The 22,053-nt window shown below is 45.0% G+C and carries 21 protein-coding genes; 7 read left to right on the plus strand and 14 right to left on the minus strand.

The genetic code is table 11. The annotated features are described in order from the left end of the window. Window positions 1-53: 53 nt before the first annotated feature. Window positions 54-767 carry a tRNA1(Val) (adenine(37)-N6)-methyltransferase gene (locus tag CI960_RS14480; protein ID WP_036612898.1) on the plus strand — a complete coding sequence of 238 codons (714 nt, stop codon included), beginning with the start codon at window positions 54-56 and terminating at the stop codon, window positions 765-767. On the opposite strand, the gene CI960_RS14485 is transcribed toward CI960_RS14480, so the two are convergent. Further along, on the minus strand, window positions 752-1,723 hold the full coding sequence (locus CI960_RS14485; protein ID WP_005854843.1) for a diacylglycerol kinase family protein: 972 nt from the start codon (window positions 1,721-1,723) through the stop codon (window positions 752-754). The genes CI960_RS14480 and CI960_RS14485 overlap by 16 nt on opposite strands. A gap of 198 nt (window positions 1,724-1,921) precedes the next feature. Between CI960_RS14485 and CI960_RS14490 the strand changes: the two genes are divergently transcribed. The 3 genes from CI960_RS14490 (at window position 1,922) to CI960_RS14500 (ending at window position 5,291) form a co-directional block, all read left to right on the plus strand. Then, window positions 1,922-3,109: an aminotransferase class I/II-fold pyridoxal phosphate-dependent enzyme gene (locus CI960_RS14490; RefSeq protein WP_005854840.1), complete on the plus strand. Its 1,188-nt coding sequence runs from the start codon at window positions 1,922-1,924 to the stop codon at window positions 3,107-3,109. Window positions 3,110-3,283: 174 nt separating this feature from the next. Beyond that, entirely contained in the window at window positions 3,284-4,798 is a 1,515-nt protein-coding gene (locus tag CI960_RS14495) for a regulatory iron-sulfur-containing complex subunit RicT (protein WP_010183701.1), read from the plus strand. After that, complete coding sequence (locus tag CI960_RS14500) at window positions 4,719-5,291, plus strand: gliding motility lipoprotein GldH (RefSeq protein WP_036628624.1); 573 nt, start codon at window positions 4,719-4,721, stop codon at window positions 5,289-5,291. The genes CI960_RS14495 and CI960_RS14500 overlap by 80 nt, the downstream gene beginning before the upstream one ends. Here CI960_RS14500 and rodA read toward each other — a convergent pair. From rodA to CI960_RS14540, 8 genes are all read right to left on the minus strand, one after another. After that, window positions 5,251-6,696 (minus strand): rod shape-determining protein RodA, encoded by a 1,446-nt coding sequence (gene rodA, locus CI960_RS14505; RefSeq protein ID WP_005854836.1) that lies wholly within the window; start codon window positions 6,694-6,696, stop codon window positions 5,251-5,253. The two genes, CI960_RS14500 and rodA, sit on opposite strands and share 41 nt — an antisense overlap. Beyond that, entirely contained in the window at window positions 6,686-8,554 is a 1,869-nt protein-coding gene (mrdA, locus tag CI960_RS14510; RefSeq protein WP_005854834.1) for a penicillin-binding protein 2, read from the minus strand. Before mrdA ends, rodA begins: the two co-directional genes overlap by 11 nt. After that, on the minus strand, window positions 8,544-9,062 hold the full coding sequence (gene mreD / locus CI960_RS14515; protein ID WP_005854832.1) for a rod shape-determining protein MreD: 519 nt from the start codon (window positions 9,060-9,062) through the stop codon (window positions 8,544-8,546). Before mreD ends, mrdA begins: the two co-directional genes overlap by 11 nt. Then, window positions 9,055-9,909, minus strand: coding sequence for a rod shape-determining protein MreC (gene mreC / locus CI960_RS14520; protein WP_005854831.1), 855 nt, complete (start codon window positions 9,907-9,909; stop codon window positions 9,055-9,057). The genes mreD and mreC overlap by 8 nt, the downstream gene beginning before the upstream one ends. A gap of 102 nt (window positions 9,910-10,011) precedes the next feature. Further along, the gene (locus CI960_RS14525) at window positions 10,012-11,031 is read right to left on the minus strand and encodes a rod shape-determining protein (RefSeq protein ID WP_005854830.1); all 1,020 of its coding nucleotides are present in this window, start codon (window positions 11,029-11,031) and stop codon (window positions 10,012-10,014) included. Between the two features lie 11 nt (window positions 11,032-11,042). Further along, entirely contained in the window at window positions 11,043-12,566 is a 1,524-nt protein-coding gene (purH, locus tag CI960_RS14530) for a bifunctional phosphoribosylaminoimidazolecarboxamide formyltransferase/IMP cyclohydrolase (RefSeq protein WP_005854829.1), read from the minus strand. Between the two features lie 700 nt (window positions 12,567-13,266). Next, window positions 13,267-13,602: a hypothetical protein gene (locus CI960_RS14535; RefSeq protein ID WP_008780188.1), complete on the minus strand. Its 336-nt coding sequence runs from the start codon at window positions 13,600-13,602 to the stop codon at window positions 13,267-13,269. A 68-nt stretch (window positions 13,603-13,670) separates the two neighbouring features. Continuing rightward, entirely contained in the window at window positions 13,671-13,967 is a 297-nt protein-coding gene (locus tag CI960_RS14540; protein WP_005854828.1) for a nucleotidyltransferase family protein, read from the minus strand. Between the two features lie 196 nt (window positions 13,968-14,163). Between CI960_RS14540 and CI960_RS14545 the strand changes: the two genes are divergently transcribed. The 3 genes from CI960_RS14545 to CI960_RS14555 all read left to right on the plus strand — a co-directional run bounded on the left by CI960_RS14545 (window position 14,164) and on the right by CI960_RS14555 (window position 18,564). Then, window positions 14,164-15,009, plus strand: coding sequence for a Bro-N domain-containing protein (locus tag CI960_RS14545; protein WP_005854826.1), 846 nt, complete (start codon window positions 14,164-14,166; stop codon window positions 15,007-15,009). Window positions 15,010-15,082: 73 nt separating this feature from the next. Beyond that, window positions 15,083-16,699, plus strand: coding sequence for an ABC-F family ATP-binding cassette domain-containing protein (locus tag CI960_RS14550; protein ID WP_005854824.1), 1,617 nt, complete (start codon window positions 15,083-15,085; stop codon window positions 16,697-16,699). Continuing rightward, a complete protein-coding gene (locus tag CI960_RS14555; RefSeq protein ID WP_005854821.1) occupies window positions 16,696-18,564 on the plus strand; it encodes an LTA synthase family protein in 1,869 nt (622 codons plus the stop codon). The genes CI960_RS14550 and CI960_RS14555 overlap by 4 nt, the downstream gene beginning before the upstream one ends. 63 nt (window positions 18,565-18,627) lie before the next feature. On the opposite strand, the gene rny is transcribed toward CI960_RS14555, so the two are convergent. From rny to CI960_RS14580, 5 genes are all read right to left on the minus strand, one after another. Beyond that, window positions 18,628-20,166 (minus strand): ribonuclease Y, encoded by a 1,539-nt coding sequence (gene rny, locus CI960_RS14560; RefSeq protein ID WP_005854819.1) that lies wholly within the window; start codon window positions 20,164-20,166, stop codon window positions 18,628-18,630. Between the two features lie 107 nt (window positions 20,167-20,273). Beyond that, entirely contained in the window at window positions 20,274-20,564 is a 291-nt protein-coding gene (locus CI960_RS14565) for a cell division protein ZapA (RefSeq protein ID WP_005854817.1), read from the minus strand. Between the two features lie 5 nt (window positions 20,565-20,569). After that, window positions 20,570-20,863, minus strand: coding sequence for a hypothetical protein (locus CI960_RS14570; RefSeq protein ID WP_005854815.1), 294 nt, complete (start codon window positions 20,861-20,863; stop codon window positions 20,570-20,572). A gap of 150 nt (window positions 20,864-21,013) precedes the next feature. Then, window positions 21,014-21,214 (minus strand): winged helix-turn-helix domain-containing protein, encoded by a 201-nt coding sequence (locus tag CI960_RS14575; RefSeq protein WP_005854813.1) that lies wholly within the window; start codon window positions 21,212-21,214, stop codon window positions 21,014-21,016. A gap of 122 nt (window positions 21,215-21,336) precedes the next feature. After that, window positions 21,337-22,026 (minus strand): B3/4 domain-containing protein, encoded by a 690-nt coding sequence (locus CI960_RS14580; RefSeq protein ID WP_005854811.1) that lies wholly within the window; start codon window positions 22,024-22,026, stop codon window positions 21,337-21,339. Window positions 22,027-22,053 lie beyond the last annotated feature (27 nt).

A 22,053-nucleotide genomic window follows, 5' to 3' on the forward strand; every position in this document is an offset into this window, starting at 1 on the left:
TACAGCTTTTCATTCAATTCTTACTAATTTCGCGGCATACAATCGATAGAGATATGGCAAATCCTTATTTTCAATTCAAGAAATTTACGGTATGGCACGATAAATGTGCCATGAAAGTCGGAACGGATGGCGTTTTGCTTGGGGCATGGGCTAGCACAGAGAGATGTCAGAGGATTTTGGATGTGGGAACCGGAACGGGATTGATCGCCCTCATGCTGGCGCAGCGTAGCACCGCGATTTTAGACGCTATCGATATAGATTCAGACGCATGTTTACAAGCTCAGGAAAACATCGCGAAATCGCCTTTCGCCAACCGGATACAAGTCTATCAAACCTCGCTCTCCGAATATATGCCGGATGAGAATATCAAATATGACTTGATCGTATCCAACCCACCCTATTTTATTGATTCATTGAAATGCCCGGATACTAAACGTAATCTAGCCCGGCATACGGATACTCTATCACTCCCGGATTTATTGCGTGATAGCCGCAAACTGTTGGCACCCGAAGGAAATATCGCCTTGGTGCTTCCCTTCGAGCAACGGGAGTCTTTAATAGACATCGCTCGAGAAGAGTCTTTGTCTCCATCGAGAGAAGCCCACGTTTCCCCCATACCGGACGCCCCTCCTAAGCGTTTATTAATAGAACTCTCAGCGACGCCGGTAGCAAAGCCCAAGTCGTCTCATCTGACTCTAGAAATCGAGCGGCATCGATATAGCGAAGAATTCACCGCTATAGCTAAAGACTTTTACTTGAAAATGTAAGGAAGCTTTTTATCGAAGAAGCGAGTTACCTCGTCAAATAAATTATGTACCTCCTTGGTGAAAGACACAACCTCCGGAGTCAGCACATGTAAGGCTTTTGGTTCCACCGTAATATCGATACGGCGATCTGCCATGATCGGTTCTCCATCCAAGTGCATCACGCCCGGATGTTGGCGAATAATCGTGACTTGCTGGGCTTTCATCGTCTTAATCTTACTATTCCGATCAATCTGTTTGGTAAACAATTGAATGGCCAAAGGAGCGATATCCAATGGCATAAAAGGGGATAAGATCGTAACGTCCATCCGTCCGTCCTGTATATTCGCGTGCGGAGCGATAAACGCGTTATTACCATATTGCGAAGCATTCGCGCAAGCGACTAGAAACGCCTTCTCCTTGATCGTCTGATTATCCACCACCAATTCATAAGGCTCAGGCTTATAGCTCAGATACTCCTCTATCGTATTCTTTATATAAGTAAGAGAGCCGCGCCGTTTCTCATTCGCGAATTTCTGGCTGACGGCGGCATCAAAACCGACTCCACAGGTACAGAAAAAGACCTGTCCGTTCGCCCGGCAGCAATCTATCGTCGTAACATGCCCTTTCGCGATCAGATCGATAGCTCTTTTCACGTCCATCGGTATGTGCAATTCTCTAGCTAAGCCATTGCCCGAACCTTTCGGGATGATACCTAAGATCGCATTCGAATGGATCATAGCTCTCGCTATCTCATTCACCGTCCCGTCACCGCCTACCGCCAAAATATATTCAGCTCCCTCCTCTATGGCTTGCCGAGTCAACTCGCTGGCATGGCCTGCATACTCTGTAAAAGAAATGTTTAACGAACAGTTCTTTTTCGAGCAGATCCCTTCGATCATCTTAGGTATCTTGCGCTTCGACCCTACACCTGATATAGGGTTTATGATAGCTTGTACTTTTATATCCCGTTCGCTCATCCTCACTTCTTCTTTTTTATTTGAGAGGACAAAAATAATGCTTTTATAAAACTTTTAAAGCATTTCGACTACTATAAGTTATTTTTTTACTATTTTTGCGGCTGGATTTGCCGAAACATGGGATTATGTATGCGGCGAACCTGTGTTCTTTATTAGAATAAATAAATAGCGAGATAAATCATTCTCTTTTATAATAATATGAAACTTTTACAAGAGAAACTAGCAAAGTACGACGCTCCTCAAAGAGCCATGGCAATGGGAATCTATCCTTACTTCAGGGAAATCCAGAGCGATCAGGACACGGAAGTTCTAATCAGCGGGAAGAAAGTCTTGATGTTTGGTTCTAATGCGTACTTAGGATTAACCAATCATCCTAAAGTAAAAGAAGCAGCGATCGAGGCCATTAAAAAGTATGGTACAGGTTGTGCCGGCTCACGTTTCTTAAACGGAACGTTGGACTTACACCTCCAGTTGGAAAAACGTTTAGCAGAATTTGTTGGTAAAGAAGACGCCATCGTATACTCTACAGGTTTCCAAGTTAATCTAGGTGTTGTATCCTGTATCACCGGACGTGAGGACTATATCCTTTGGGATGAGTTGGATCATGCATCCATTATCGAAGGACATCGTCTTTCTTTCTCCACGAAATTGAAATTCAAGCATAACGATATGGACTCCTTGGAGAAACAACTCCAGAAATGCGAGCCAGACAAGGTGAAACTTATCGTTATCGACGGTGTCTTCAGCATGGAAGGTGATGTCGCTAAATTACCGGAAATCGTAGCTCTCGCAAAGAAATATAACGCAAGTGTAATGGTTGACGAGGCTCATGGTATCGGTGTATTCGGTGATCATGGCCGCGGTACTTGTAATCACTTCGGCGTTACGAACGATGTTGATTTGATCATGGGAACTTTCAGTAAGTCTTTCGCTTCTATCGGTGGTTTTATCGCATCAGACGAACCGGTTATCAATTACTTACGTCACCACTCCCGTTCCTATATCTTTAGCGCAAGCAATACGCCTGCCGCTACTGCCGCAGCGAACGCGGCATTAGATATTATGTTAAGCGAACCGGAACGTATCCAACATTTATGGGATTTGACTCATTACGCATTGGATGGTTTCCGTAACATGGGTTGTGAGATCGGACATACTTCTACCCCGATCATCCCGTTGTTTATCCGTGACAACGACTTGACATTCCTTATCGTAAAAGAATTATTTGAGGCCGGAATCTTCGTAAACCCGGTAGTAGCTCCCGCAGTTGCTTCCGAGGATACACTGATCCGCTTCTCCCTTATGGCTACCCACACGAAAGAGCAACTAGATTACGCTTTGGAAACAATCCACAAGGTATTCAAGAGCCATGGGTTGGTAGACTAATCGTGTAAATATATAAGAAAAGGCCCGAAGGTTAGGTATAACACCTATCTTCGGGTCTTTTTTTATAACTGAAAAAATCATAACTATGATTTTGAATGGGAATAAATCACTATTTTTGCATATTTAGATAAATTGGGTGGTTATGTCGATGGCCCTCTTACAAATTAAAAATAAATGGATTTCATATTAGATAAAGGAAGTAGCCATATGGGCTGCAAAGGTTGCAGCAAAAGGCAAAACAATAAACTGAATACCTATGATTGGTTGTGCGATGTACCCGACGCGGAAGGCTCGACTGACTTCGTAGAGGTTCAATTTAAAAATACCCGCAAAGGGTATTACTTGAATAGTGCTAAAATACCTTTGGAAAAAGGTGATATAGTAGCCGTAGAGGCAAGTCCCGGTCATGATATCGGTACGGTTTCTTTAACGGGAAAATTGGTTCTGCTGCAAATGAAGAAGAACAACGTGCGCACGGAAGCTGAGCCAAAACGGATTTACCGAAAGGCAAAACCGACCGATATCGAGAAATATGAGGAAGCGAAAGCAAAGGAACATGCCACTATGATTCGCTCGCGGCAAATCGCTGCCGATTTAGGATTGAATATGAAAATCGGTGATGTAGAGTATCAAGGTGACGGTAATAAGGCGATCTTTTATTATATAGCGGATGAACGTGTAGATTTCCGTCAACTAATTAAAGTGCTAGCGGAGGCTTTTCGTGTTCGTATCGAGATGAAGCAGATCGGTGCTCGTCAAGAAGCCGGACGTATCGGTGGTATCGGCCCTTGCGGTAGAGAACTTTGCTGTTCCAGTTGGATGACAAGTTTTGTATCGGTCGCTACCGGAGCTGCCCGTTATCAAGATATTTCCATGAATCCCCAGAAATTGGCCGGACAATGCGCTAAATTGAAATGTTGTATCAATTATGAGGTAGATACATATGTGGAAGCCCAGAAACGCCTTCCTTCCCGGGAGATTGTCTTGGAGACCAAAGATAATAATTACTATCATTTCAAGACGGATATTTTCAAACGGGAAATTACCTATTCTACGGATAAATCATTTGCGGCTAATCTTATCACGATTCCGGCAAGCCGTGCTTTCGATGTCATTAACATGAATAAGAAAGGCATGAAGCCGATATCTCTAGAGGCGGATACGAAGCCACAACCACCGAAACGAGACGCTCAAGATATTCTTGGGCAAGAAAGCGTCACACGTTTCGACTCTGTTAAAAAGAAAAAGAAAAAACGTCCTGCCAACAAGAATAATGGCGAGAACAATGGAAACGGGAACGGAGCTAACACCACCGCGACGGCAGTTACCAACACCGACGCACCTGTTTCTGAGAATAAGAACAACGGAGGAAACGGAGCCGGTGGCAATAATCGCCGCAACGGAGGAAATAATAGGAATAGCAATCGTGAGAATAACCGGGACAGAGAGAATAACCGGGAGAATAACAAAGATAATAGCCGGGAAAACAGTCGGGAGAATCGGGAGAACAACCGTGATAATAACAGGGAGAGCAACCGAAACAATCGCCCGAAACAAAGGCCGAGAGCTAATAACGATAAGCAATCCAACAATGACAAGCCTGCGAATAATGACAAACCTCAGCAACCGATCAAACAGGCCAGACCTGATAAAACGGAGAATAGGCCAGAGACAAAGCCTGAGGCTTAAAAAGTTCATTGCCGCCTGTGTAACATGCTTCTTATGCTTCTCTTGCGAGAATGAAGCTGTATACGATCAGTATCAAGCTATCCAAAACACCTCGTGGGAGAAGGATAAGGAGTACTATTTCACTTTCTTGATTAAGGATATATCGATTCCGTACGACCTAACCTTGGAAGTACGGAACAATAATATGTATCCATATCAGAACCTATGGGTATTTTGCAGCGAGGAACTTCCGATAGGTCCTTTAAAAAGGGATACGATCGAATGTATGTTAGCTGATGAGTTTGGGAAATGGTATGGGGACGGGATCTCCCTGTTTCAATCCAGTTTCCCGATACGGTCTGCTTACTATTTCCCCGTTAAAGGGCAATATACCTTTAGCTTCCGGCAGGGGATGCGTAACGACCAACTTCCGGGCATTCAGGAAATCGGCTTACGGGTCTTACCTTCTTCCACTAACGCTCCTTCCGAGAAGCGTCCAAACGAAGAAAAATAAACAATAAGATCGTAAATCCCCAAAGCGAGGAACCTCCATAGCTAAAGAAAGGCAAGGGAATGCCGATAACCGGAGTCAATCCCGTCACCATGCCGACATTAATCGCCAGATGGAAAAAGAATATGGAGGCTACGCTATAGCCATAGACTCGCCCGAAAGCATTATCTTGCCGCTCCGCCAATACAATCAGACGAAGAATAAAAAGTCCGAATACGATCAATACGGCAGAGGCTCCCAAAAAGCCTTGCTCCTCGCCTACCGTACAAAAGATAAAATCCGTATCCTGTTCCGGCACATACTTCAATTTGGTCTGCGTCCCATTCAAGAATCCTTTTCCGGATAATCCTCCGGAACCGATAGCGATCTTGGACTGATTCACATTATACCCCGCCCCGCTTGGATCATCCTCCAAGCCTAAAGAGACTTTAATACGAATTTGTTGGTGAGGTTCCAATATGTCATTAAACACATAATCCACAGAAAATAGGAAACAGATAGAACCTAAAGCGAACAGAGCGATTAACGCATAATGCCATACCCAGTTTCGAATGGATAAATAGAATAAATAGATTGACGCGGCTCCTACCAAGCCTATCGATATCCAAGCGAAGTTTACCGGGACAAACAAAGAAACGACATACCCGATCAAGAATGTCGAAGCAATTCCCCCAAGCATGATCTTAACGCTTATATAATCCTTACGGACACTCCCAACTAATCCCATGGTTATTAATAAGACAAGGCAAGAGACGATTAATTCACCCAATGGGGTAATACCCACCATCACCTCTGAATATTTCATTCCCGTAACGAAAAAGACGACCGCACAAACTCCTATCAACAAAATATATCCAGTCATTCCTTCCCGGTATAACATCAGGAAGAATGCCAAGTAAACCAATGCCGACCCCGTCTCTTTCTGTAAAAGAATACAAACCATCGGCAAGAAGATCAAGAACAAAGTGATTGAGAAATTCTTGACCGTCGTTAGCTTAAAGCCATAGCCATTCATAAACTTCGCCACGGCCAAAGCGGTAGCGAACTTAGCCAACTCCGCTGGTTGCAAACGGATAGGTCCCAATACGAGCCAAGAATGCGATCCCTTGATATTAGGTGCTAAAAATATAGTGGCGATCAACAATACGATCACGCACGCATAGATCAGATAGGCGAATATATCGAAGAAGTCACTTTCCAGCATCAATATGACGAAAATAAGGGCGAGTGAGGTACCGATCCAAATCATCTGCATCCCCGGACGGCCCGACGGGTCGAACAAGCCAACGTTATCAAACTCGTAGCTCGCCCCACAAATACTAAACCAACCGGCGATTACCATAATCAAATACAACAAAATGGTAATCCAGTCTACCGACTTCCATATTTCCGTTTTCCTATAGCGCATTGTTCGGTAGTATTACGGCATTCATAATATATTCCTCCGTCGCCTTGTTAGCCTCGGATATTTCTCCTTTCAAATATTTCTCCAACATCAATTTACCGATAGGCACCGCATAGGTAGCACCGAATCCGGCGTTTTCCACAAACACGGCAATGGCGACCTTCGGCTTTTGATAAGGAGCGAATCCCATAAAAATAGAATGGTCCTTACCATGCGGATTCTCCGACGTTCCCGTCTTTCCACAAACCTCGATATCCGGTAAAGCCGCCCCACGACAGGTTCCACCATAAGCGGTTCCCGTAACAGCCCCTCGCATACCCTCGGCAATATAACTATAATAATGCGTATCCACCGATGTATAATGCCTCTTACTATATAATGTATCCAGCGGAGTGTCTTGAATCTCTTTTACGACATGCGGAGTAATATAATATCCCCGATTAGCGACAGTAGCCGCCAAATTACAGATTTGCAAAGGCGTAGCCAATATCTCACCCTGACCGATAGCGATCGAGATAACCGTACTGGAATTCCAACGTCCCCGGTACACCTTATCGTAGAACTTACTATTCGGAATGAACCCTCGCTTCTCTCCCGGAAGATCAATTCCCAACTTATAGCCATATCCCATTGAGACCATGTGATTCTTCCAAACCTCAAAAGCCTCCTGTACCGACGGATATCGCTTCCGGCTGTCGATCATATCATGCAGTCCCCAAGGGAAAAAAGAGTTACAAGAGGTCGCCAACGCCCCGACCAGATTCAGAGGAGACGGATGCCCGTGACAAGCCGGCTTACCTCCCCGGAAGGTATATCCATGCGCACAGGTATATTGAGTTTCCGGAGTAATCACCCCTTCTTGCAAGAAGATCAAACCTTGAGTCGGTTTAAATGTAGATCCGGGAGGATATTGCGCCATGAGCGGGCGGTTGAATAAAGGTTTCAACGGGTCCTTCTGCAAAGCCACGTAGTTCTTTCCCCGCTGGCGCCCGATCAAGATACTCGGATCATATGTAGGAGCGGAAACCATACAAAGTACCTCCCCTGTCTCCGGCTCTATCATCACGATACCCCCTAATTTATTCTGCATTAACTTCTCCCCATAAGCCTGCAAGTCCATATCCAAGGATAATTTCAAGTTCTTGCCGGATTCCGGCTGGATATCGTGCCTGCCTTCCTCGTATCGCCCCTTGATACGTCCGTGAGCGTCACGCAACAGGATCTCGACTCCTTTCACGCCCCGCAAATATTCCTCGTACGATTGCTCGATCCCGGTTCTGCCGGAGTAATCGCCTTGTGTATAATAAGCGTCATTCTCTATATCTTTCCGGTTTACCTCGCCGATATTTCCCAGCACAAGAGCGGCATTGGGATACTCGTATTGGCGGATCGTGCGATTCTGGATATAGAAACCGGGAAATTTGTATAACTTCTCCTGCAACACGCCATATTCCTGCGCAGAAAGCTGGTTCATAAATACTTGAGGGACATAGGAAGAATAACCGGGATTTAACCGCCGGTTCTTAATATCCGCTATACGTTTGAGGAATTGCTCTTTCGTGATGCCCAGCACATCACAGAAATCGAGGGTATCGAAAGGCTGTATCTCACGCATGATAAGCATCACGTCGTAAGCGGGCTGGTTATAGACCAACAATTTACCATTACGATCGTACATCATACCCCGGGAAGGATATAAGGTTTTTTTCAAGAAAGCGTTACTATCCGCCCAAGCTTTATAATCGTTGTCGACCACCTGAAGGATGAACAAACGGATAATAAAGATGATAACCAACAGGATCACCGCCCCACCTAAGACATAGCGCCTGTTCTCAAACTCATACTTGGTATTATTCTCCACTTTTCTGAGACTCTATATTGAATGCTTCTACCGTACAAATCAATAAGGTTGTCATCACCACGCTCGAGAGGATACGGACAACCAGAAACAACGGGTCAAATAAAGTCAACGACTCAATCACAAAAAGAGTCGTATGTTGTATCAACACAAACGATAACACATATCGGAAAAAGCCTCCGAAACCAAAGGTCTTATAAGACGGGTAAATACCTTCCGGCAAATCTTTCCCCATGAATACACGGATTAACGGCTCCCTGCAAAATCCCGCCAATGTACAGGCGGCCGCATGCATACCCGGTGTGTTGCTGAACGTATCAATAACCACCCCGGCTATGAAAGAGAAGAAAACGACTTGCGTCCGTGAGCTACCGACCGGCATCTTAATAATGAAATAGAGATACAGAAACGGGGTAGCGATCCGCAAGAAATGAATGTTGTTCAAGACCAAGACCTGAATCAACACAAACACCACGAAATATATGAAACCACGCAGTAAATTATTAATCATTTCTTTTCGCCTCTTGTTCTACACCAATTTGCTCCGTCTGACGGAAATTCTTGATAATACGCACGTTGTTCAACGCTTGAAAATCCGTAGCCAGCTCGACCTGTAATGAATAGAAATTATCATCGTGTTGTTTCTCGAAATCAGCGACCGTACCTACGATAATACCCGAGGGGAATACGGCGGAGTAACCGCTCGTCACGATCGTATCGCCTTTCTGGAACTCCACATGACGCGGCAACTCATCGAGGTTGGCGTACAGCGTATTGCGCCCATTCCAGCTTAATGACCCGAAATAACTACTACCTAACACCTTACAACTCAACCGGAACTTAGGATTCAGCAACGGAATGATCACGGAGAAATGATCGGAAACCGTCGATACGATACCAACCACACCTCGTTCCGAGACAACTCCCATATCGGGCATGATCCCATCCAGTTTCCCTTTATTCACGGTAATATAATTGGACAAATGCGTGACACTGTTGTTCACTACATCCGCCACGACAAACGAATAAGGAAATTGCTCCGTCGAATCCGGCGCGAATCCCTTAAAACTAACCGTATCCGCAATCAGCGCATCTAACTGATCTTGCAGATCCAGCATTTGCAATTCCAACTGTCCGTTACGCTCCAATAACTCCTTATTGATATCCCGAAGATTCAAATAAGAAGTGACAGATCCGGATATCGAGGCGATATATCCTGTCACGACATTCGCTGAGCTGAATATAATATTCCGTTGGTACGCGTTATTACGATAGACCAACATCAACGAAACAGCCTCAAGCAGAATGAACAAAAACCAATGCCTCTTCCCGATCAGGAATTCTAGTAACTTACGCATAGGAATTGAAAACTGAAAGTTGAGAATTGAAAATTGAAAAGAACCAGACCTATCGGCTCGCTAATTTTCAACTTTCAATTCTCAATTCTCAATTATTTACTCTTATCGGATTAAGAAATTAAACTTCTCAATATTCTTCAAAGCGACTCCCGTACCTTTCGCCACGGCATGCAACGGATCCTCGGCGATATGGAACTGGATATTCATTTTATCCCGCAAGCGCTTATCCAAACCGCGAAGCATAGCGCCACCGCCAGCCAAATAGATACCGTTTTTCACGATATCGGCATATAACTCGGGAGGGGTTTGCTCCAAGGCACTCAAGATAGCCGCCTCGATCTTCGAGATAGACTTATCCAAACAGTGGGCGATCTCCTGATAAGAGACGGGTACCTCCATCGGTAAGGCAGTCATCTGATTCGGGCCGTGAACCACGTAATCCTCCGGAGCGTCCTCCAATACCGTAAGCGCGGAACCCACGTTGATCTTGATACGCTCGGCCATACGCTCACTCACCTTCACGTTGTGTTGGCGACGCATATACTCCACGATATCAGCCGTTAAATCGTCACCCGCCATACGGATTGATTTATTCGACACGATACCACCTAAGGATATGACAGCGATCTCGGTAGTACCACCGCCTATATCCACGATCATATTACCCTCGGGGGCCAAGACATCTATACCGACACCGATAGCGGCAGCCATCGGCTCAAAAACCATGTACACATCACGTCCACCGGCATGCTCGGCAGAGTCTCGCACGGCACGTATCTCTACCTCCGTACTACCAGAAGGGATACCAATCACCATACGTAAGGATGGAGCGAACCAGCGCTTCCTTCCGCTCGCCATCTTGATAAAGCCGCGAATCATTTGCTCGGCAGCGTAGAAATCCGCGATAACTCCCTCACGAAGCGGTCGTACGGTACGAATATTCGGGTGCGTCTTCTCGTACATCTCACGGGCCACCTTACCGACAGCCAGCACCTTGTCCGAGCGAGCATCCAAAGCAATCACCGAAGGTTCGTCTACCACCATCTTATCATTACACGTGATAATGGTATTGGCGGTACCCAAATCTATGGCAACTTCTTGTGTGAAAGAAAACAATCCCATTAGTCTTATTATTAATGTTTAAAATGACGAACACCTGTCTTCACCATAGCCAAACCATGTTGGTTACAGTACTCGACAGACAACTTATCATTGATAGAGCCTCCCGGCTGGATTACGGCCGTGATACCTGCTTGGTCTGCGATCTCAACGCAATCGGGGAACGGGAAGAAAGCGTCGGAAGCCATCACGGCGCCATTCAAGTCGAAGCCGAATGATTTAGCCTTCTCTATGGCTTGTCTCAAAGAGTCCACACGAGAGGTCTGCCCGATACCGCTGGCGCAAAGCTGCTTGTTCTTCACCAAGGTGATCGCGTTGGACTTGCTGTTCTTCACGATTTTGTTGGCGAACAACAGGTCCTCAACCTCCGAGGCTGTCGGCTGCTTATCCGTCATAGGCTCCAAATCAGCCTTACCTTGGATGCTCAAGTCCTTCTCCTGCATCAAGACACCATTCAATAAAGAACGGAACTGCATCGGGCAAGTCTTGCAATCCTTACGGATCAAGATGATACGGTTCTTCTTCTGTTGAAGTACCTCCAGCGCGTCAGCGTCGTAAGCCGGAGCGATAATCACCTCGAAGAAAATCTTGTTGATTTCCTCGGCCACTTCCTTGTTAATCGTAGTATTCGTGATCAAGATGCCACCGAAAGCGGAAACCGGGTCACCGGCCAAAGCCTCTTTCCAAGCCTCAACCACATTACCGCGGGAAGCGATACCGCAAGCGTTATTATGTTTTAAGATAGCGAACGTCAGCTCGTCGAACTCATCGATCAAGTTCACGGCAGCGTCGATATCCAATAAGTTGTTGTAAGAAATCTCTTTTCCATGGATTTGATCGAACATATCGTTAAACTTACCATAGAACTTAGCGGCTTGATGAGGATTCTCGCCATAACGCAAATGCATCGGACTATCTACCGTTGCACGGAAATGGGAACCTTCGCGGCCATCAAAATAATTGAAGATAGCGGAGTCGTAACCCGAGGAAACGGCGAACGCCTCTTTGGCGAACCATCTACGATCCTCGATGCTTGTCTCAGCGCCCTTCTCGTTCAAAAGATCCATCAACGGCTGGTATTGAGCCTTGGAAGCTACGATTACCACATCCTTGAAGTTCTTCGCGGCGGCACGTATCAAAGAGATACCGCCTATATCTATTTTCTCAATAATCGCTTGTTCCTCAGCGCCGGAAGCGACAGTCTCCTCGAAAGGATATAGGTCAACGATAACCAAGTCGATCTCCGGGATCTCATATTCGGCTAATTGTTTCTGGTCATTCTCGTTCTCGCGGCGAGCCAAGATACCACCGAACACCTTCGGATGAAGCGTCTTCACACGACCGCCCAAAATAGACGGATAAGAAGTCAAGTCCTCTACCGCATCACAAGGCAAACCCAATGACTCGATAAATGATTGAGTACCACCTGTTGATACAAAGCTCACACCCTCGCTATGCAATTTCTTTAGGATTTCGTCCAGCCCGTCTTTGTGAAACACAGAGACCAAGGCACGTTTCATTCGTTTCGTTGCAGCCATCTTTCTATTTTCGTTTACTTTAATGTTTTAGAGCACAAAAGTAGATATTTATTTCCAATCCAGCCTTATTATTCAGATAAAAACAAGGCAACCATACCAAATTTCATCCATAGCCAAAGAAACATGAATCCATCGCACATGATACGGGAGACGGGGCACGCCCCGTCTCTACAACATATGACATTGCCCTAAGATAATGAGATTTCCTTTGTTAATAATAGAAGATCGCCCAATTTGACATTCTGACATTTTGTATTCTAAAGCTCCAGAGAATCGAATATTTCGCCCCAGAGTACAGTCGGTTTCCATATTTGAGAATAAAAATCCGCAATTAGTTATCTTCCAAGGATATATCGTTTTTGGAGCTTTTATTCTAGCGAGGATTCCCGTCTCTTATCACCCTCAAACATACAAACAATAGACTTCTTATTCGAAAACAATAGACTTTTCACTCGAAAACAATAGCATTCGTAGTCGAAAGCAACTAACAACGCCGCCGTAAACACCCTACAACTGGATCGTAACAACCTTACAATGCCTATCCGCAGCATGAAAAGACAACCAAATCCTCTCTTTTCTCCCCTCTATTCCCGCTATTTCAGTCTATTCAAAGGAATGGCTTGTCAGCGAAAAGCGCCCATCCCAAGCAAAAAGCCACGAATAAGCGAATTACGCAGACAAGCCATTTTAGTGATGAGAACTATCGTCCACCAGTAATCAGCAATAAAAAGGAAGGGACACACCGCCTCATCCCGCCATACAAAGCGAGTCCGATCCCTATCACCACACAGGCAGATCCCAAATACAAGCCTATCACCTCTAACTCAGACCCCGGAGGGAGATACCGAACCACCACCTTGATAGCCAACGCCAACGGCATCCCATGATAAGCATAAACAAAGAAGCTGCTCCCCGCCAGAAAACCGCTTACCCGACAAAGCCCTCGCTCCAAACAGGTCGCCGTGAGGCTGATAAAGCACACGCACCCCACGATAATCCCCACGTTATGCAGGTATCGGCACCATGGTTCTCCCATAAAACAGAGGTCGCACACAGCCAAAATCGCATAAAGCCCTACTATGCAGCAAATAAGCGATAGGGGTCTTACACATATTCTACCTCCTTTAATATCTGCTGGCCAATAAAAGGGCTTAACCCTTTAAGGGTGACTATGTCCACTTTCAATCTGTCAAAAAGCTTCTCTAATATCTCACAAGCCAAAAGGAAATTGGAATAAGTCTCTTTATCATCCTCAAAGTCGATCAATATATCCACATCACTACTTTCCGTATTGCTCTCACGAACAGTAGAGCCAAAAAGCCCCAACTGCTTTACACCGCAACTCTGCGACAAAGGCTGCTTTGCTTTCCGAAGAAGAGATATGACAGATTGTTTATTCATTACACAATTGGATATTAATGTATAATGCAAAGATAAGCAATATTTTTCGTACCTTCTCATTTAAACCGCGTATCGTTTGCTTAAATGAGATTAATATACTTACTTTGCGATAAATAAACTTTTAATCAAACTATTAAACTATGGATATACTAAATTCTCATTTACCTTTGTCTATAACTACTCAAAGCAACTACAAATGACACAAAAAGAATCTATCCGCTTATTCGAAGAAAGAAAAGTTCGCGCCATATGGGATGACGAACAAGAGGAATGGTATTTCTCGATCGTTGATGTTATATCTATTTTAACAGATAGCCCCAACCCTCGAAAATACTGGAGTGTATTAAAAACCAGATTGAAAAGAGAAGGTAGCGAGTTGACTACAAATTGTAGTCAACTGAAAATGCAGGCCGCTGATGGCAAGAAATATTTAACCGACGTAGCCAATACCGAGCAACTCTTCCGCCTTATCCAATCAGTACCATCTCCAAAAGCAGAACCTTTTAAGTTATGGATCGCCCAAGTAGCGAAGGAACGTTTGGATCAAATGCAAGACCCGGAATTGTCTATCGAGCAAGCCATGGCCGATTATAAACGATTGGGCTATTCGGATAATTGGATCAACCAACGATTGAAATCCATAGAGATACGGAAAGATCTAACAGACGAATGGAAGAAAAGAGGACTGGAAGAAGGCCTCCATTTCGCTACGCTAACCGATATCATTTATAAGTCGTGGTCCGATATGACCTCCAAAGAATATAAACGACTCAAAGGATTAAGAAAAGAAAACCTTAGGGATAATATGACAAACAAAGAGCTTGTATTAAACATGCTGGCTGAGTTATCCACTAAGGAAATATCAGAAACATCAGAGCCGGAAACATTTAGTGAACATATAAATGTCGCCCAACAAGGAGGCGAGGTGGCTCGCAATGCCCGGTTAGAATTGGAAGCCAAAACCGGGAAAAGCGTTATCTCACCGCTCAACGCCCAAAAGATAATTAGCCTAAAAAAGGGAGAGAACGAGCGGGATGTATGACATCCAATGATAAGATAAACAATATTTTTCGTACCTTTGCATCCTCAATCGCAATTTAATAGGTATACGAAATATGATAACAGTTAACAATCTGGACGTACAGTTTGGAAAACGCATCCTTTTTCAGGATGTGAACATGAAGTTTACACCGGGCAATTGCTACGGTATTATCGGTGCTAACGGGGCCGGAAAATCTACGTTTCTCCGTGTAATCAGCAAGCAATTAGACCCTACCAGAGGTAGCGTTAACCTAGGACCGGGCGAACGCCTTTCCGTATTGAGCCAAGATCACTTCGCATTCGATGAATATACGGTTATGGATACCGTATTGATGGGACATACGACCTTATGGGAGGTGATGAGCGAGAAAAACGCCCTTTACGAGAAGCCTGATTTCAGTGACGCCGACGGTATCCGCGTATCGGAACTGGAAGAGAAATTCGCCGAGATGGAAGGCTGGAACGCGGAGAGCGACGCCGCCAACCTATTGAGCGGACTAGGCATCAAGGAGGATTTGCATTATATGTATATGAAGGACTTGAGCGGTAAGCAGAAAGTACGTGTCTTATTGGCCCGTGCCTTGTTCGGACAGCCCGATAACCTATTATTGGATGAGCCGACGAACGACTTGGACCTTGAGACGGTTTCTTGGTTGGAGAATTATCTCTCTAATTTCGAGCATACCGTATTGGTTGTTAGCCACGACCGTCACTTCCTCGACTCCGTTTGTACGCATACCGTGGATATCGACTTCGGTAAATTACAATTATTCGCCGGAAACTATAGCTTCTGGTACGAGTCTAGCCAGTTAGCCCTTCGTCAACAGCAGAATCAGAATAAGAAAGCCGAGGAGAAGAAGAAAGAGTTGGAAGAATTTATCCGCCGTTTCAGCGCCAACGTAGCGAAGTCCAAGCAGACCACCAGTCGCAAGAAGATGTTGGAGAAGCTGAATATCGAGGAGATCAAACCGTCCTCACGCCGCTATCCGGGAATCTTGTTCACGCCTAACCGCGAACCGGGCAACCAGATCCTTGAGGTGAAAGGATTGTCGAAGAGTATCGACGGACAGGTATTGTTCAAGGACTTGAACTTCTTCGTGGAGAAGGATGACAAGATCGTATTTATCAGTCACGACCCTCGTGCCATGACCGCCTTGTTCCAGATCATCAACGGTGAGGAGAAAGCGGATGCCGGTACGTATCAGTGGGGACAGACGATCACGACCTCTTATCTTCCTCTCGATAACTCCAAATATTTCAATACAGATATCAACCTGCTCGATTGGTTATGCCAGTTCTCGCCGGATACTAACGAGGTATTCTTGAAAGGCTTCCTCGGACGTATGTTGTTCTCGGGCGAGGAGCTCATGAAAAAGGTAAGCGTACTTTCCGGAGGTGAGAAGATGCGTTGTATGATCTCACGTATGATGCTCACCGACGCCAACTGCTTGATCTTGGATACTCCGACCAACCACTTGGACTTGGAATCCATCCAAGCCTTCAATAATACATTGAAGACATTCAAGGGAAATATCCTGTTCTCCAGTCATGACCACGAGTTCATACAGACTGTATCGAACCGTATCATCGAGCTGACTCCTAACGGTATCATCGATAAGATGATGGATTACGATGACTACATCACAGATCCGGCTATCGCGGAGTTACGGGAAAAGTTATATTCGAAATGAAAAAAAGATTATTATTCATACTAATCGTTTTTATCGCATGGCTACCGGTTTTTGTTATTCAAAAACCGGTATTTATGTTTTATCAGCATGCGTTGTCCGAGACTTGTACCTTCACGGACTTCCTACAAGTTATGCTTCATGGGCTGAAGCTGGATTGCACGATAGCGGGATACCTTACCGCCATCCCTCTCCTATTGACTCTAGTATCAGTTTGGCTTCCGGGCGCTTGGTTGAAGAAGGTATTGAAAGGGTACTTCTTGATCATGGGAATTCTGGTATCTGCGATCTTCTCCGTAGATGTGGCTTTATACAGCTTTTGGGGATTCAGGTTGGACGCTACTTTATTCTTCTACCTGCAATCGCCCGCCGATGCGATGGCGAGTGTTCCGTTGGGAATGTTCTTTATCCAATTATTGGTATTCGTGGCATATGCGCTAGGTATCTATGCTTGGTTCACCTTCATCCTCCGGTTCGCGCCAGTAAAGCCTAGCTTTCCACCTACGGGATTGGAACAATTGGGAAGTACTTTCGCCATCCTCTTAGCAGGGGGAATATTGTTTATTCCGATCCGGGGAGGCGTAACTACGTCTACGGCAAATGTCGGCATGGTTTATTTCAGCCAGAACCAGTTCTTGAATCATTCGGCGATCAACCCGTGTTTCAGTCTGATAGCCTCATTGAGTAAGCAACAGGATTTTGCCTCGCAATTCGATTTCTATCCGGAGGAAAAGCGGAAAGCCTTATTCGATACGCTCATTCAAGCCCAAGACTCCTTATGCCCGGGAGATTCCATACCTACAGAGCCTGTCAAGCTATTGACAACGACTCGTCCCAATATTCTCATTATCATCATGGAGAGTTTCACGGCAAATGCTATCGAGGCTGTTGGTGGTGAGCCGGGAATTACGCCGAACTTGAATCGGCTGAGCAAAGAAGGTGTATTATTCACGAACCTATATGCCAACTCGTTCCGTACCGACCGAGGCTTAGTCTCCGTATTGAACGGCTATTTAGCCCAACCCACCACCTCCATCATGAAGTATCCGGTGAAAAGCCAGACCCTTCCATCTATCGCAAAGAGTCTTAACAAAGAAGGATATACGGCAGATATGCTCTATGGAGGTGATATCAATTTCACGAATATGCAAAGTTATTTCTATAGTTCCGGCTACAGCAAGATAACGGCAGACCGTGATTTTCCCTTGAGTAGCCGTCTGAGTAAATGGGGAGCAAACGACGATATCACGTTCTCGCATCTTTACGAGGATATCAAGCAAAGACCAGTCGACGGCAAACCTTGGTTAAGTACATTCCTAACATTAAGTAGCCATGAGCCATTCGAGGTCCCGTTTCACCATTTGGAGCATCCCTATCTAAACTCCGTCGCATTTACGGACAGCTGTATCGGCAATTTCATTGATACGTTCAAGGAACTGCCGGCATGGAAAAATACGGTAGTCATCTTTGTCTCCGACCACGGATACCGTTACCCTGAAAACATGCAGGAGTACGGACCTTTGCGTTTCCACATACCTATGCTATGGCTAGGTGGAGCGATCGCTGAACCTAAAGTGATCGATACGTACGCAAACCAGACCGATTTGGCAGCCACCTTATTAAATCAGATGGGTCTCCCCACGGATGAGTTCTCATTCAGCAAAGATATATTGAATCCTTGCGTCCCGCATTACGCCTTTTATACATTCAATAATGGATTTGGCTTTATAGACGAATCCGGTGTTTCCGTATACGACAATGAAGGGAACAAGATTTTAGTAGAAGAACCTGAAAGCGGAAACGAGACCCGCTTGGAGAAAGGAAAAGTCCTATTACAAACTTTATACGACGATCTGGGAAATCGATAACGACAGATATAAAAAAGGCCGACTTACACAAGCCAGCCTTTTTTATTTATATTAATAATATTCTTACTTAGCGTAGCTTACCGCACGAGTCTCACGGATCACCGTGATCTTAACCTGTCCCGGATAAGTCATCTCATCCTGAATCTTCTTAGCGATCTCAGCGGACAAGTTCTCGGTGTCCTTATCGTCAATCTTATCAGCGCCAACGATTACGCGCAACTCTCTACCCGCTTGGATAGCGTAAGTCTTGACAACACCCGGATACGATAAAGCCAATTGTTCCAAATCATTCAAACGCTTGATATAAGCCTCTACGATCTCACGACGTGCGCCCGGACGAGCACCTGAAATAGCGTCGCAAACCTGTACGATCGGAGCCAACAGCGTCTGCATCTCCACCTCATCGTGGTGAGCGCCTACGGCGTTACAAATATCCGGTTTCTCCTTATATTTCTCGCAAAGCTTCATACCCAAGATAGCGTGCGGCAATTCCGGCTCATCATCGGGCACTTTACCAATATCATGTAACAATCCGGCACGTTTCGCTTTCTTCGGGTTCAAGCCCAACTCAGAAGCCATCACGGCACAAAGGTTGGCCGTCTCACGAGCATGCTGCAATAAGTTCTGTCCATAAGAAGAGCGATACTTCATCTTACCGATCATACGGATTAATTCCGGATGCAAACCGTGCACTCCCAAATCGATCACGGTACGCTTACCGGTCTCTACGACCTCGTCTTCCACTTGCTTCTTCACCTTCGTTACCACCTCCTCGATACGAGCCGGATGGATACGTCCGTCCTGCACCAATTGATGCAAAGCCAAACGAGCGATCTCACGACGAACCGGGTCGAATCCAGAAAGAACGATAGCCTCAGGCGTATCATCCACCACGATCTCAATACCGGTAGCGGCCTCCAAAGCACGGATATTACGTCCCTCACGACCGATGATACGGCCTTTGATCTCGTCCGATTCAATATGGAACACGGTAATAGAGTTCTCGATAGCCGTCTCCGTCGCTACCCGTTGGATAGACTGGATCACGATCTTCTTCGCCTCCTTATTAGCGGTCATCTTCGCCTCCTCGACGATCTCGTTGATGTAAGAAGCGGCTTGCGTCTTTGCCTCATCCTTTAAGGACTCGATCAAACGCTCTTTGGCTTCCTCGGCGGACAACCCGGAGATAGCCTCCAAATGCTCCACTTCCTTCTGATGAAGTTTATCCAAATCTTGCTTCTTCTTCTCCACCAACTCCAACTGAGAAGATAAATTCTCCTTTACAGCCTCTACCTCGTTATTCCTACGCTGTAACTCTTCCTGACGTTGATTCATCGTCAGTTCTCTTTGTTTCAATTTAGTCTCGACAGACTGGATCTTAGCGTTACGCTGTGATACCTGTTTTTCCAAGTCCGCTTTCAAATGAAGAAACTTCTCCTTTACTTCCAGCATCTTGTTCTTCTTTATCACCTCGGCCTCCTTCTCCGCCTCTTGAAGCACGGAGTCGTACTTCGACTTCAGAAGGAAACGCATGCCCAGCCACGCAAGCAACCCACCAATGATGAAGGTTACTATCGGTATGATTATATACATTCCAACCATTTAACTAATAATTTAAGATTCATTTATTTATATACAAAAAAAGCACTACCATCACACGGTCTCACCGTGCAAAGCAGTGCGGAAACTCTCTTCTTACAATATGTATGTTATTTCTTCAGATATCCTTCCAACTCGGTTGTAAGCTCCTGTATCTTATCCGTAAAAGGATTTGTATCATTCCGTTTTTCCAACTCCAGATTATGCATCGAGAGTTGAAAAGCCACCATGGCTAACAAATCTTTCGTATCCACCTCGACCGCGAAATGCTGCCTGTATTGAAGAATCTTGCTGTTGATCTGATCAGCGGCGGCACGCACCAACTCTTCCTCATGACGTTTGATCGTAAGCGGATATTTCTTTCCGGCTATCACTATATTTATAAGAAATTCTTCGTCCATCGCTTCTATTCATTTAAAAGTGCGATGCACTTGTCTACTTCCCGCACTAATTTTGATAACCGCATCCGGGCGTTCTTCATCTCTTCCTCGTTCGTGGAAACAATTCGCACCGTCAGCATGTTATCACATTTGGCATTCAATCCTTCAATCATATCCTTCGCCTGCCGCAACTCCTCGTCTTTAAGGCTCAAAGCAGCTGTAAGTTCGTCAATTCTACGTTTCTGCTGATCGCATAACGCCATCAAATCACGAACTCTAACCTCAAATACAGCTAACAATCTCTTATGATCTTCGGTCATTTCACACCAAATTCTACACAAAAGTAAGTTTTTGAATTGAATTAACCAACTGTAGACTTAATTATTTTGACAGAAAACGTATGGACAAATAAAAAGGCCGTTCAAAAAAATCGAACAGCCCTCCCTAATTCTTGTAAACGTTCCTCTTGTTTACACTAAAGAAACATACATTTCACCTTCAATCTCCTCGAAAGCTAATTTACCTTCTTTCGCCAACCAACCAAAAGCGGCGTACATATCTTTTTCCGCTTTAATCTTCGTGGCTTTCTTCACTGCCTTAAAACTCATTTTACCGCCTTCATTTAAAACGTTCCATACAAGGCCGGCGTTTGTACCAATTAATTCAATCATTTTATGATAACATTTGATTACTGGGGACAAATTTATAGATTAAATGATTAAAACAAAAGATTATAGATGTTTTTTAGCATAAAAGATGGACATTTTTCGCTTTGTAAACAATATTAACACGGTTATAACGTTATTTTTCCTCTGTTTTCTCGGCATATCAGTTCCGCTTCCACGTTTACCGCTGAGACATATCTTTTTAATAAGTCAACCGAGTAACCACCCGCTTCCAATAAGCCCTCCTTACCGGAATAACCATTCAGAATCATTAACAATGAAGTGGTCGACATTTCAATCTTGGTACGTTCCTCATCGCTGGTAGGCGTTCCGACACCCGCTACTCCATCCCTGTAGACTGGAAGACCGGCGATATTCAATTCACCACGTCCGATACCGTGATAAATTTCCCCCTCTTTTCCGACACCTAGTTCCAATCCGCCTACAATCTTATCTGCGTCAAATCCTCCGATAGAATAACCGCTACGGATAGAAACCAGATTGACGATATCCACCAAGGTATCTATCTTATATAAAGGAAGCCCGCGAAGTATCCGTCGTCTTAACGCCTCGGCGGAAGGGCGATACCGGTTCGGGTCTTTCCCCAGACGTTTATAAGCCTGACGGGTAGCGAAAATAGGAGTCCACTTATTAATATCCTCTATCTTACAGGTAGAACGGATGTCCTCCTCAACACGGGTTATTTCTTCCCAAAGTCGTTCATCGGGCTCCGTGTTCTTTACTTGGCAGGCGATAGCCAACACGTGAAGATCGGGGCAAGCCTCCGATATCTCAGATGAAAGAGTGATTGAAATCATGTCTATTATAAGTTTGAGCCAATATAA

This window comes from Parabacteroides sp. CT06, assembly GCF_002257605.1.
Classification (GTDB): domain Bacteria; phylum Bacteroidota; class Bacteroidia; order Bacteroidales; family Tannerellaceae; genus Parabacteroides; species Parabacteroides distasonis.

Bases quoted from the DNA above. Each gene is read 5' to 3' on its own strand.
- CI960_RS14540 (WP_005854828.1), bottom strand. From the start codon at position 13,967: ATGAATAAACAATCTGTCATATCTCTTCTTCGGAAAGCAAAGCAGCCT.
- rodA (WP_005854836.1), bottom strand. From the start codon at position 6,696: ATGCGCTATAGGAAAACGGAAATATGGAAGTCGGTAGACTGGATTACC.
- CI960_RS14485 (WP_005854843.1), bottom strand. From the start codon at position 1,723: ATGAGCGAACGGGATATAAAAGTACAAGCTATCATAAACCCTATATCA.
- CI960_RS14550 (WP_005854824.1), top strand. From the start codon at position 15,083: ATGATAACAGTTAACAATCTGGACGTACAGTTTGGAAAACGCATCCTT.
- CI960_RS14575 (WP_005854813.1), bottom strand. From the start codon at position 21,214: ATGATTGAATTAATTGGTACAAACGCCGGCCTTGTATGGAACGTTTTA.
- CI960_RS14490 (WP_005854840.1), top strand. From the start codon at position 1,922: ATGAAACTTTTACAAGAGAAACTAGCAAAGTACGACGCTCCTCAAAGA.
- CI960_RS14570 (WP_005854815.1), bottom strand. From the start codon at position 20,863: ATGACCGAAGATCATAAGAGATTGTTAGCTGTATTTGAGGTTAGAGTT.
- CI960_RS14535 (WP_008780188.1), bottom strand. From the start codon at position 13,602: ATGGGAGAACCATGGTGCCGATACCTGCATAACGTGGGGATTATCGTG.
- mreD (WP_005854832.1), bottom strand. From the start codon at position 9,062: ATGATTAATAATTTACTGCGTGGTTTCATATATTTCGTGGTGTTTGTG.
- purH (WP_005854829.1), bottom strand. From the start codon at position 12,566: ATGGCTGCAACGAAACGAATGAAACGTGCCTTGGTCTCTGTGTTTCAC.
- CI960_RS14480 (WP_036612898.1), top strand. From the start codon at position 54: ATGGCAAATCCTTATTTTCAATTCAAGAAATTTACGGTATGGCACGAT.
- CI960_RS14580 (WP_005854811.1), bottom strand. From the start codon at position 22,026: ATGATTTCAATCACTCTTTCATCTGAGATATCGGAGGCTTGCCCCGAT.
- CI960_RS14525 (WP_005854830.1), bottom strand. From the start codon at position 11,031: ATGGGATTGTTTTCTTTCACACAAGAAGTTGCCATAGATTTGGGTACC.
- CI960_RS14565 (WP_005854817.1), bottom strand. From the start codon at position 20,564: ATGGACGAAGAATTTCTTATAAATATAGTGATAGCCGGAAAGAAATAT.
- mreC (WP_005854831.1), bottom strand. From the start codon at position 9,909: ATGCGTAAGTTACTAGAATTCCTGATCGGGAAGAGGCATTGGTTTTTG.
- CI960_RS14555 (WP_005854821.1), top strand. From the start codon at position 16,696: ATGAAAAAAAGATTATTATTCATACTAATCGTTTTTATCGCATGGCTA.
- CI960_RS14545 (WP_005854826.1), top strand. From the start codon at position 14,164: ATGACACAAAAAGAATCTATCCGCTTATTCGAAGAAAGAAAAGTTCGC.
- rny (WP_005854819.1), bottom strand. From the start codon at position 20,166: ATGGTTGGAATGTATATAATCATACCGATAGTAACCTTCATCATTGGT.
- CI960_RS14495 (WP_010183701.1), top strand. From the start codon at position 3,284: ATGGATTTCATATTAGATAAAGGAAGTAGCCATATGGGCTGCAAAGGT.
- CI960_RS14500 (WP_036628624.1), top strand. From the start codon at position 4,719: ATGACAAACCTCAGCAACCGATCAAACAGGCCAGACCTGATAAAACGG.